Genomic DNA, 12530 nt, shown 5'->3' with positions numbered 1-12530 from the left:
CGGCAAAGATCGCTCCCTTCACTTCTTCTTTCGATTAATCCAGCAAGCTGGAAATAAGCAGGCCGCTCGGGATTCCCGGCTTCACGGCGTCTTCGCCCATGGCCACGATCGCTCCGTCGAAATCGGCCTTGGCAAAATCCGCAGCCACGATTCCGTCCGCATTGCCCCCGGCCAGCGCGAACCCGAGGAAGACGTCATCTCCCAAGTCCAAGGTATCGCTTCCTGCCTGGGTCCAGGCGTCGCCGGCGTTGGCCTTGGTGTAATAGCGTATCGTCGTTCCTGACCTCTCGATTTTGAGCCATGGCGTTGCCGACGGGCTTGCTCCTACGGAACGGGCCGCGGTGGCCCCGCCCCTGCTAGAGCGGGTACGAACGCTCAAGCTCGAATTTCCGTCGAACAGCAGCGACGCTTGCGGCGACTTGCCGTAGAGCGCCGATCTCACCATCAGGCCAGCCACCGTGCTGCCGTCCGCAGATTCGAGGGAGGAAAGCTGGGCTTCCACCGATACGTCGCCGGAGGCTCGCAGGTAATAGTAGCGGTGCGAATCGGAGCTCCCGCCGATCGCTCCGTTTTCGTCCTCAAGAGTGAAAGTATCGCTGGCAAGGTCGTAGCTTGCGGACCCTCCCTCGTTCGATTCCTCGACCGAAAGGGTCGCGAGATTCTCTACGATACTAGCATCCACCGGAGCCGCTCCTACCAGCACTTGCTGGTCGACCAACACCGTTTGCTCGCGTCCGTCGATCGCAGCGACCGCCGAAAGCGTATAGCTGCCCGCCTCGGAAATAGCGAAAGTAGCCTCGTACGGAGCCTGGCTAACCGTCTCCACCAGTTCCTCGCCGATCCAGTAGCTCACCGACGTAATCGAAGACGTATCCGAGGCGGAAGTTTGCACCACGAAGGCTTCCCCGGCTCTCGGGGTGGAGGCGATCGAGTCCAGGGCAAGTTCCAGCGTGGGGAACACGAAGGCGTTGACCGCGAAGAGGAAGTCTACGCTGCTGGAATCCTCGCCGTCCGAAACCGTGACCGTGATGGTGCTTTGGCCGGAGGTATTCAACTTCGGCGTAAGGGTGAAAGTCCTGTTGGCTCCGCTTCCCCCTAAGACCACGTCCGCAGGGTCGAGCAGGTCCGGATTGCTGCTGCTCAGCTTCACGCTCAGCGCGGCGCCGTCCGTCTCGAAGTCGCTCACCGTAAAGGACAGCGAACCGGAAGTCTCGTTTTCCTCAACCGTCACGTCATCAAGGGCCGTGAGAACGGGAGGAACGTTGATGTAATGCGCCGCCACGTTGGTGTAGCCGGAATAGCCGAAGGCGTTGAAGGCGTTGACGCGGTACTTGTAGTCGACGCCTCGTTCAGCCGTCGTGTCCGTGTAGGACTCGACGTCTGCCCCGACCTGGGCAAGCGCTTCGAATTCGCCGTCGCCGATGGCTCGCTCTATATTGAAGCCATCCTCGTTGTCGGAATTGTCGCTCCAGCTTAGGACCACGTCCTCGGCGTGAGCGATCGCCCCGAAAGCGAAAACCGCCAGAAACGCGACCGTGCGAGACAGCGTTTGGGTTTGGAAAAAGAATTGGTTGATCCTGCGTTGCATGCCCAGCGTTACGGGCCGCGACGGCTGTTTCTGTATATCCCAGCTCCAACTTGATGGGTTCTCCGGCAATCGTCTGGGGAACTTTCTGGAAAAGGCTAGGCACCTTTCCACGAGGAACCCCTTGGTGAACTTCCACCAACGGGGCTGTGGAACCTACTCACAGGGTTTCGGCAAGGGTCTGAATCAGGTATTCAGTATCCTTCCAGCCAATACAAGCATCCGTAATAGACTGGCCGAAACGGCGGGTCTCCCCTCTACCCACATCCTGCCTGCCCTCGGTCAGGTAGCTCTCGAGCATGACTCCCGCGATCCCGCTCTGCCCTTGGCGAAGCTGCCGCGAGATTTCTTCGATTACTAAGCGCTGCTTGCGGTGGTCCTTCTGGGAGTTTCCATGCGAACAGTCGACCACCACCGGCCGGGCCAAGCCTTGCTGTCGCCCCGCCTCTACCGCAGCGGCCACGCTTTGCTCGTCGAAGTTCGTCCCGCTCGATCCGCCTCGCAAGATCAGGTGCGTATAGCGGTTGCCTCGCGTTTCCACCAAACAGACCTCCCCCTCGAGACTTTGCCCGAAGAAGCTGTGGGCTTGCCGGGCGGACAGCATCCCGTTGGCTGCAGAGGAAAGCGTCCCGTCCATTCCATTCTTCATCCCCATCGGCAAAGGCAGTCGGCTGGCCAGCTCCCGGTGGATTTGGCTCTCGACCGTGCGAGAACCGATGGAGCCGTAGGACATGCAATCCTCAAGGTACAGGGCTAAAAGCGGGTTCAGGAACTCAGTGGCGCATGGCAGTCCCAATTCGTTTACCCGGGTCGCGAAGCGACGCGCGATGTTGATTCCCGCCATGGGACTGCTCTCGTCTCCGCTCAACGGATCGTAGAGCAAGCCCTTCCAGCCGACGACGCTGCGCGGCTTTTCGAAGTAGGTCCGCATCACTACGAGCAGCTTGTCGCTTACGGTATCGGCAAGCCGGCGCAGGCGCTCCGCGTACACGTGGGCAGCATTGACGTCATCGATGGAGCAAGGTCCGCATACGACCAAAAGTCGCTCCGCGTCCTCGCCCGAGAGGATGGCGGAGATCTCACGCCTGGCCTTGGCCACCGTTTCCTGGCCCGCGGGCGAAAGGGGGATATCGCGGCGAACCTTAGACGGAGAGGGAATCGGCTTTAGCTCGATTCCATGGTCCGCCTCGGGCTGCGCCTCGGTGTCTGCTTGTATTTCTGGTAGGAGTGTCGCGTTCATTTTGCTGTCAGGGAGTTGTATCGGTTTCAAAGGAAGGCCTGAGTCGAGAAACGCAAAAAGCCCTGGGATTCACGTGGAATACCAGGGCTTTTCTGCGGATTTACTCGGTTCTATTTAGATACGTCAATCACGCCCCTGGAAATTCCAGAAGTAATAAAACCAAAACGAGTAGTTCGATGCGATTGACATTGGAACTGAAACTAGGCCCGCGACCTCCTTAAGGTCAAGCCCGAAGGTTTTCCGCTCGCCCCGCCTTACACGTAGCGAGCGAGCAAGAGCTTGAAGCGATCGATGCTGATGGGCTTCACCAAGCAATCCGAGCACCCTGCATTCCGGGCCTCCTCCAAATCCCTTCGCATGGCGTGAGCGGTGTGGGCGATGACTGGCAAGTCCGGACGGATTTCCTTGATACGCTTGGTCGCCTCCAAGCCATTGAGAACCGGCATGCTGATATCCATGACCACGAGCTTAATCTCCCTGTCGTTCTCGACTGCCAATACGGCTTCCTCTCCGTTTTCGGCGCGCACCGAGACAAGCTTTTGATTTCTCAAGAACTCGTCGACCACTTGAAAGTTCATGTCATCGTCTTCCGCCACCAGCACCTTGCTGCCCTCGCGGATTCCTCCCTTTGGAGGCTTCGATTCGCCCTCGGGTTGCCGCTCCACCACTTTTCGATCCTCGCACCGCTCCTCGGCTTGGTCGCGCACGGTGAAGCGGAATACGGTGCCGTTAGGCAGGTTGTCCTCGAACCAGATACGGCCACCTAAAAGCCCCACCAGTCCTTGGCAGATGGAAAGGCCAAGGCCCACCCCGTCGTTGCGGCGCCCCGTCTGCCCCTCTCCTTGCCGAAAGCGATGGAAGATTCGCTCCTTCAATTCCTCTGGCACTCCCATACCCGTATCCGCCACGTAGAACTCTATCATTCCATCCGGCCGGCGCTCGTATCCGACATGGATAGACCCCTGCATGGTAAACTTGATGGAATTGGAAACCAAGTTGTAGATGATTTGCTTGAGACGCGTTTCGTCGCAGGTCACGCGATCCGGATCTCGTATCTGATTATCAACTACAATCTCAATCGGGCTCTCCTTTTCCGCCCTCAAACGTTCGTTGAATGCGGAATAGATTTCCGTGAGCATCAGGCGCAGGTCAAAGGTTACCGGCTCCACCCGAAGCTGGTTCGACTCGATCTGGGCCAACTCGATTATGTCGCCCAAGATCCGCAGCAAATGGTTTCCATTGGACAGGATTATATCCACGAACTTTTCGCGCTCCTCACGGGTACCTCCGCCTGCCTTGAGAAGTTGGGCAAAGCCCATGACCGCGTTCAAGGGGGTCCTGATCTCATGCGACATATTGGCGAGGAAGGCTGACTTGAGGCGATCGCTCTCCTCCGCCCGCTCCTTCGCTTCGATCCATTCCCGTTCGCGGATCTTTTGATCCGTGATATTCCGGCTATAGACGGTCGCGCCTGTAATAATCCCGTTTTCGCGTATCGGCTTCAAGGATACATCGAAGTAGAATCGCTTCCCCTTAACCTTGAAAACTTCCTCCAGATGAAACGATTCTCCGGCCAGAGCTCGAGCGAAGCGCGGCTTCCAAATTTTAGCGATCGCCGCCGGAGCCTCTTCCAGGATACTGTCTCCCACATGCAAACGATTCCCATAGATGGCTCGCACGTTGGCCAAGAAGCGGGAATTGAAAACCGTCAGGCGATAATCAGTATCCATCGAAAATACCATGTTCTTGGTATTCTCAAGAATCGCTTCCAAGTAAGCCACGCCCCGATCCAGTTCGGCCTCCACGTGCTTTCTCTCCGTGACGTCCGTCATCGCCCCGGCAATCCTCGCTCCCTGCTCACCGTTCACCAGGCAAAGAGTGAGCTCCACCCAAACGACGCCCCCCTCCGCCTTGACGAACCTACAGTCGATCGGGCTTCGCCTCTTGCCGCCCTTAACCCACTCCACCGCCAAGTCGAAAGCGCTGCGATCATCTGGATGCACCGCTTCGCGAAACGCCTCGGAGCTCAGCTTTCCATACGGCTTCTTCCGTCCTAAAATTTCGAATACATCTTCCGTACACAGCAGCTCGTCCGTCTCTAAATCCCAGAGCAAGGCCCCCACCCCGGCAGCCGACAAAGCGGAATGGCATTCGTTCGGAGTCACGCAGGCTCCTTCCCGCGGCTCTTTCCGGCTCCCTCGGCCATTCTCCCTTCCCTTAAGGCTATAACTCACGCCAAGGGCAACCGACATAGGCAGCAAGGCCATCAACCAAATTGCGTCCGGCCAAACGACACGGACCAGTCCCGCAGCCGCAATTCCCGAAACCGCGGATGCCAAGATGCGAAAACGATCTCGAACTAAAAGAGTCATAAGGCCTCCGACTCCAGTCCGGCAACAGCCATCATCCACCGACACTGCGAAAGCTTCGCTGAAGACGGCAGGCGAAAATTGGTACCCAGTTCACTTAATTTGCTCACACGTAATTTAGGCGATTCGTTAAGCGGTGCGACGGAGAGAGGATTCCATCTCGAAGCACCCCTGCTATAAAGGCCTCCTCGATACAATTTGCAACCCTCCAACTGTAAAAATCACAGAATGGAAAATCATTTTCGTTGCCAGGATCCAGCAAAGAACCCTCACTCACAAAACCCCATAACCCAATCGTTATCAACACCTTAACTTTCAATAAAACTCAAACCGAATGAGCAAAACCTCAAATACCCCAACCTTAATCGGTCCCGCCCTTCCGCACATTCCTTGGGAAAACAAGCCGGCTGGCTGCACCGCTCCGCTGTGGCGCTTCAGCCAAAACCCCATCATTGGCTGGAATCCCATCCCGAGCGGGGCACGCGCCTACAACAGCGCCGTAGTGCCCTACGGCGACGCCTTCGTAGGCGTCTTCCGCGTCGACGACAAAAGCGGCCGCGCCGGACTGCACTTCGGCACCAGTCCGGACGCCATCAACTGGGATCTCGAGGACCGGCGCATCGATTGGGTCGACGAAAACGGAAAGCCCAATCCCAACTCCTATGCCTACGACCCTCGGGTGGTCCTAATCGAGGACACCTATTACATCACCTGGTGCGACGACATGAAAGGCGCCTCCATCGGTCTCGGCTACACCAAGGACTTCAAGACCTTCGTCAAAGCGGAAAACCCGCTCATGCCCTTCAACCGCAACGGCGTCCTCTTTCCTCGCAAGATCGGCGGCGAATACGTCCTGCTCAGCCGCCCCTCCGACAGCGCCCATACCCCCTTCGGCGACATCTACCTCAGCCAATCGCCGGACCTAACCTACTGGGGCAAGCACCGTCACGTCATGAGCGCCGGGGGCTCGGGCTGGTGGCAAGGCACCAAAATCGGAGCCGGCCCTATCCCCATCGAAACCACCGAAGGCTGGTTGCTCTTCTACCACGGGGTTTCCGGCACCTGCAACGGCTTCGTCTACAGCATCGGCGCCGCCCTGCTCGACCTCGAAGACCCCAGCACGGTGCTTTACCGCAGCCGCGGCTACTTGCTCACCCCGGAAAAATCCTACGAAACCACCGGCTTCGTGCCAAACGTCGCCTTCCCCTGCGCCACTCTCTGCGACGGGCCCAGCGGCCGGATCGCGATCTACTACGGAGCGGCCGACACCTACAGCGCCATCGCCTTTACCCAAGTCGACGAACTGATCGAGTTCATCAAGAGCGACTCGGAAGTTTAGGCGACCTGAGCCTACTCGCCGTCTAAACCTCGACCAAAAGGTCGTAGGCGTAGAGCAGCTTTACCATCTCCACGTCCGGATAGTGGCCGCCCTTGTAGTCGATGATCTTCCCCACGAAACGTCCTTCGTCGATCAAGGCCAAAGCCGCCAACAAATCCAGCACCGCCCGGTGCCACGCCGCCTCCAAGGACTTGCCTTCATGCAGGTGGCTTGGCTCGTTGCTGTACTTCCGCTTGCCGGCGATCAACACGTTCTTGCTATTGTATCCAAGATTTCGCGACTCGGGAAACAGCTTGCCAAAGGTGGTAACCAAAAACTTCTGACGCGCCGTGGTGTTGGTCCGCGCCGTGGATCCGTGCAGGAAGGAACGCTCGTTGTTCACGAAGCGAATGCGCTGCTGCCCGATGGCGTTGGGAAAGTTACGCACGCAGTCGATGTCCAGTCGCAGGCTTCCCGCGTCCGCCGGATCGATCTGCAGCAAGCCGTTGTGCGGGGTGAGCAGCGATACCCGCTCCTTCACCGTAAAGTAGCGAACCGGCGCCTCCAGCTCCTGGCGACCGGCGGAGTTGATGGCCTCCACCAATTCCTTGCTCCCTTCGTTGAACAGCGGCGGATCGCCCGAATCGAGCTTGATCAGCAAATTGTCCACGTCCATGCCCGCCTTCAAGGCGATGATGTGCTCCACCAGACGCACGTAATTGTGGACGGATCCGGAACGCAGCACGATGTTGCTCACGATCTCGCCAGTGGTCCAGACGTTGCGAATCGATACCTTGATCGGCAGGGAGTCCGGAATGTCGCAGCGCTGCAGCCACCAACCGGAAAGCTCCGTCGGCTCCAGCTTCAAGGTGCGAATCGAGTTCTTGGAAAAGGTGCCCGGAGCGCTGACCTCCACCGGCCGCGCGATGGTCCGCGCTCGCTCGATGCGCGGCGCCGCCTCGTCGCTGGACCAATCCTGGTCGATCGGCGTCGCCTCGAATTCCGCCTTCGCCCGGCCCAGCGCCTGAGCGTTGCCTTCGAGTATGCGTCCTAGACCGTCTTGTTCCTTGCCTGTCATCTGCGTAAAGGCGTGTAAAACGACAAGCTTGTCGCGCCGGTTCAAGCTTATCTTATGGCAGCCCCCCTGCAGCCATAGCTCGCAACGCTCCAATCCCCCGTCCCCACCGCCCTTTTTTTCTTCGAGGATAAACTTTAATGATATTTTTGTCTTTATTTATTTATTAGAATCGCCAATGCTTCAGCCCTGCCTGAGGCTGCAATCGCTTCGGGCACCGGCGCCGCTAGGGACCGAACCGCGTTCCCTAGCCAAGCCCCTATCTCGAAAAGCTAACAGCCACTGCTCCCATGATCGCAACGAAACCGAAATACCCAGGTATCCGCATCACCACCAACGGCAACCAACTGGTCGCCCTCTACACCGAGGCTCGGATCGCCGAGGCAGGCGTTTTCTACCCGATCACCCCTTCCACCGAGATGGGAGAAATGTTCGAGTTCGCCCGAGCCAAGGGTCAGCTCAACGTATTCGGACGGCCCACACTCGCTATCGAAACCGAAGGCGAACACGCCGCCCAAGGCGGGGCCATCGCCCAATCCGTCACCGGCAAGCGCACCGTGAACTTCACCTCCGGCCAAGGCATCGTCTACGGCATCGAACAGTACTACCACGCCCCGGGCAAGCTCTCGACCATGGTGCTGGAAGTCGCCGCCCGGGCCCTCACCAAGCACGCCCTCAACGTGCACTGCGGCCACGACGACATCTATGCCGCCCTCGACACGGGCTGGATCATGATGTTCGCCAAGGATGCCCAACAAGCCGCCGACCAGGCCGTCATCCTGCGCAAGGTCACCGAAAAGGCCCTCACCCCGGGGATGAACATCCAGGACGGATTTCTCACCTCCCACCTCGAGCGAACCTTCCTCAAGCACGAGTCCGAGCTCCTGCGCGAATTCCTCGGCTCTCCGGACGATATCGTGGAATGCCCCACCGAAGCCCAACGCCAGCTCTTCGGCCCGACCCGTCGCCGCATTCCAAAGGTGATCGACCTCGAGGATCCAGCCCTCATCGGCCCCGTGCAAAACCAAGAGCACTACATGAACGGCGTGGTGGCACGCCGCAACAACTTCGTGGAACCCATTCTCGGATTCATCGAAGAAGCCTACCATGAGTTCGGCAAACTCACCGGACGCCACTACGACCTCGTCACCGAATACCGCAACGACGACGCGGAAATCACTTTCATCTCCCTCGGCTCCGCTGCCGAAAACATCGAGGCCGCCGTCGACTACCTGCGCGAAACGCGCGGGGCGAAAGTCGGTTCCATCCACGTCAACGTCATCCGTCCCTTCCCCCAAGCGGCCATCGTAGAAGCCCTGCGCGGCAAGAAGTCCTGCATCATCCTCGAGCGCACGGACGAACCCTTCGCCGGCGACAATCCCCTCGCCCGCGAAGTCAGAGCCGCCTTGACCAAGAGCTACATCCATCCTGGCTTCGCCCACCGCGACGGACTTCCCACCATCGAACAAAGCGAGGTGCCGCGCAACTTCTCCGGCGTCTACGGACTCGGCTCCCGCGACTTCCGTCCGGAGCACATCATCGGCGCCTACGAATTCGTGGCCGAAGGCCGAGCCCGCCAAGACGGCAAGACCGCCGACGACGGAGTGACCTTCTTCAACCTCGGCGTCGACCACCCCTACTCCGTTTGCGCCGACGAAACGCCGTCCCTCCTGCCCCAGGACGCCATCGCCGTACGCCTCCACTCCATCGGGGGCTGGGGCATGATCACCACCGGCAAGAACCTCGCCGAAATCATCGGGGAACTGGGCACCTTCGTCGCGGAACGAGACGACGAAAGGGACGAAAACGGCGCCCCGCGCGAAGTCGTGCACGTTTCCGCTAATCCAAAGTACGGTTCGGAAAAGAAAGGAGCCCCAACCGAATACTTCCTCACCGCGGCCCCCGAGCGCGTACGCGTCAACTGCGACCTAAAGCACGTCAACGTCGTGCTCTGCTGCGACCCCAAAGCCTTCACCCATATCAATCCCATCAAAGGCCTCGTCGAAGGCGGCGCCTTCATCTGGGAATCCTCCGAAACGCCCGCCCAAGCCTGGCAGCGCATCCCCAAAAAATATCGCCAGGAGATCGTCGATAAGAAGATACGCATCTACACCCTACCGGGCTTCAACATCGCCAAGGGCGCCGCCAAACGCCCCGATCTCCAGCTCCGCATGCAAGGGAACTCCTTCCTCGGCGCCTTCTTCAAAGTATCCCCCTTCCTCAAAACCTTCGGCATCGACGAAGACCACTTCAAGGAGGTGGTTCGGGCCCAGTACAACAAGAAGTTCGGCAAGTTCGGAGATGCAGTGGTCGACTCCAACATGGAGGTCATGGTCCAAGGCGGCTCCCAGCTCCGCGAGGTGCCCTACGGCCCCCTCGACGCCCCCGACCTCTCCGCCATGCGCGGCGAAATGCTGCTGCCCAACAGCGACTGCGGTGGCGCCTGCGGCTGCGCCCCCCACCCCGAGCAGCCAAGCGGCCTCCCCATGTACCAAACCGCCACCTTCGATCAGGAGTTCCGAGCCGGCCTCGGCTACGACCAGCCGGCCTCGCCCCTTTCCGCGGTGGGCGTCATGGCCTCCGCCACCGGTTCGACCGCCTCCAAGTACGGCTCCCGCCGGGAAACCCCGAAGTACTTCGCGGAAAACTGCACCCAGTGCATGGAGTGCATCACCTCCTGCCCCGACACCGCCCTGCCCAATACCGCCCAGGATTTGCAAACCATCCTGCGCACTGCCGTGGAAAACTACGTGCGCGACCCCGAGCAACGCGCCCTGATCGCCGCTGCCATTCCGGACGTCGACCAAGCCATCCGCGATCGCATGCAAGCCAACGCCAAGAAGAAGGAAGGCGAATCCGTACGCGACCTCGTCATGGAACTCGTCCGAGCGGACCAAAAAATATCCGCCGACGCCGCTAACGAGCTGGACTCCATCCTCAAGATCCTCCCGCTCGCCTACCTCAAGGTTCCCGCAGTCTTCTTTTCCTTGGAACGAAAAGAAAAGGGCATGGGCGGCATTTTCTCCATCTTCGTCTCCGACCTCTGCAAAGGCTGCGGTCTCTGCGTCGAGGAGTGCGGCGACCACGACGCACTGCGCATGGTCGAGGACACAGAGGAATACAACGCGGAGATCCTCTCCGCCACCCAGTTCCTGCGGTTGCTCCCCGACACCGAGCAAAAGTACCTCGGCCTCTACAACGACGAGACGCCTGAAGACTCGCGTCCCGCCGCTTGGCGAAACCACATGATGGTCAACCGCAACTACGACGCTCTCGTGTCCGGCGACGGAGCTTGCGCCGGTTGCGGAGAAAAGCCCGTCCTGCACGCCCTCGCCTCCGTAACGGAAGCCTACATGCGCCCCATCTACCACAAGAAGGCGGATCGCTTCCTCAAGAAAGTCGCGGACCTCAAGGCCCACGGCATCGCGAAGCTCCAGGAGCTCGCCCAAAGCGACCCTAAGGCTTACGCCACCTGGAAGCGCATCGTGTCCCACGTCATCATGGGCCTCGGAGGGGACTCCGATGCCGACACCGATGCCCGCCTCGCCGCCCGTGGCGAGATTTCGGATACGGAACTCATCGAGGCCATCTGCCTCGTCCTCGAAAAGGAAGCCTTCAACCACAAGCAGCTGCAAAGCATCGACGGACGCCTCGCCAACGGCATGTCCGTCATGGCCATGGGCGCCCATACCGGTTGCAATACCGTCTACGGCTCCACCCCACCGAACAATCCCCACCCCTACCCATGGCTCAACTCCCTCTTCCAAGACGGAGCCACCATCTCGTGGATGATGGGGGAAAGCTTCATGACGGAAAACGCCCGTCGCTCCGTGCTACCCGAACGCATGGTCGACCACCTCATGGACGGAGACCTGCTCGACGAAGCCACCTACTTCAACTACACCCACTTTACCGATGCCCTCATGACCGATCAGGAAATCAAGGAGCTTCCTAAGGTTTGGTGCGTCGGCGGCGACGGCGGCATGGGCGACATCGGCTTCCAAAACGTATCCAAGGTCATCCTACAAAATCGCCCCAACGTGAAGCTGCTCATGCTCGACACCCAAGTGTATTCGAACACCGGCGGGCAAAACTCCGACCACAGTCCCATGACGGGTGGCTTCGACATGAACCAGGCCGGGGCAGCCTCCCAAGGCAAGCTTAACGAGATGAAGAACATCACCGAGTGCTTCCTCAACGGACACGGCTCCCCCTACCTCGCCCAAGTCTCCATAGCCGATTCCGCCAAGCTCTACAACAGCTTGCTCGAAGGCCTGCAGTACCGCGGTACCGCCTTCTTCCAATGCTACACCACCTGCCAGCCGGAACACGGAGTCGCCGACAACATGGCCACCAACCAAGCAACCCTAGCCCGCGAAAGCCGCTGCCTGCCCGAGTTCGTATTCAACCCGCAGCTCGGCGAGTCCTACCAGGAAGCGCTCAGCCTCAAAGGCAACAAGAACCCGGACCGCGACTGGTGGCAGGCCAAATACAGCGATACCAAAGAAAGCTACGCCTTCACCATCGCCCACTGGGCCTGCACCGAAGCCCGCTTCCGCCAGCACATCAAAAAGGCGACAGCGGAAGAAGTCGAACGCATGGAGTTCCTCGAAGACGTGCTCCTGCGCGTCACCCAGCAAGACGTGGTCTACCGCCGCTTCACCGATCCCAAGAACCGCGCTTACATCCCTGACTTCGGCGTCTACATCTACTACGACTCCGGAAACGGCAAACGCGTCCCGATGAAGATGAGCCGCCAAATGGTGCTCTTCAACATCGAACGCCGCAAAGCTTGGCGCATGCTGCAGAGCCACGCGGGTGTAGTGAACAAAGACTACGAAGCGCAAAAGGCCCTCATCGCCAAAGTCGACAAAGGGGAAATCAGCCTAGAGGAGCTCAAGTCCAAAGGACGCCAGCTCCTCGTAGCCGAATAGTCCGTAGCG

Annotated in this window: 6 protein-coding genes; 2 read left to right on the top strand and 4 right to left on the bottom strand. The window is 59.4% G+C overall.

What is annotated here, in order from left to right:
* Nucleotides 1–34 precede the first annotated feature (34 nt).
* The 3 genes from QEH57_RS17620 to QEH57_RS17610 form a co-directional block, all read right to left on the bottom strand.
* Nucleotides 35–1588 carry an Ig-like domain-containing protein gene (locus tag QEH57_RS17620; RefSeq protein WP_309008088.1) on the bottom strand — a complete coding sequence of 518 codons (1554 nt, stop codon included), beginning with the start codon at nt 1586–1588 and terminating at the stop codon, nt 35–37.
* A gap of 157 nt (nt 1589–1745) precedes the next feature.
* Entirely contained in the window at nt 1746–2825 is a 1080-nt protein-coding gene (locus QEH57_RS17615; protein WP_309008087.1) for a 3-deoxy-7-phosphoheptulonate synthase, read from the bottom strand.
* A gap of 254 nt (nt 2826–3079) precedes the next feature.
* Nucleotides 3080–5197 carry an ATP-binding protein gene (locus tag QEH57_RS17610; RefSeq protein WP_309008086.1) on the bottom strand — a complete coding sequence of 706 codons (2118 nt, stop codon included), beginning with the start codon at nt 5195–5197 and terminating at the stop codon, nt 3080–3082.
* Between the two features lie 331 nt (nt 5198–5528).
* Here QEH57_RS17610 and QEH57_RS17605 point away from each other — a divergent pair, with 331 nt between their 5' ends.
* Nucleotides 5529–6533, top strand: a complete 1005-nt coding sequence (locus QEH57_RS17605; RefSeq protein ID WP_309008085.1) for a glycoside hydrolase family 130 protein — start codon at nt 5529–5531, stop codon at nt 6531–6533.
* A gap of 22 nt (nt 6534–6555) precedes the next feature.
* Here QEH57_RS17605 and QEH57_RS17600 read toward each other — a convergent pair whose 3' ends face one another.
* Nucleotides 6556–7590, bottom strand: coding sequence for a UDP-3-O-acyl-N-acetylglucosamine deacetylase (locus QEH57_RS17600; RefSeq protein WP_309008084.1), 1035 nt, complete (start codon nt 7588–7590; stop codon nt 6556–6558).
* A 287-nt stretch (nt 7591–7877) separates the two neighbouring features.
* Here QEH57_RS17600 and QEH57_RS17595 point away from each other — a divergent pair, with 287 nt between their 5' ends.
* Complete coding sequence (locus QEH57_RS17595; protein WP_309008083.1) at nt 7878–12521, top strand: 2-oxoacid:acceptor oxidoreductase family protein; 4644 nt, start codon at nt 7878–7880, stop codon at nt 12519–12521.
* The last annotated feature ends 9 nt before the right edge of the window (nt 12522–12530 follow it).

Source organism: Pelagicoccus sp. SDUM812005 (assembly GCF_031127875.1).
In the GTDB taxonomy this organism is placed as follows: Bacteria; Verrucomicrobiota; Verrucomicrobiia; order Opitutales; family Opitutaceae; genus Pelagicoccus.
Note: the sequence above shows the minus strand (reverse complement) of the source record. Positions and strands in the feature narration are given on the sequence as shown.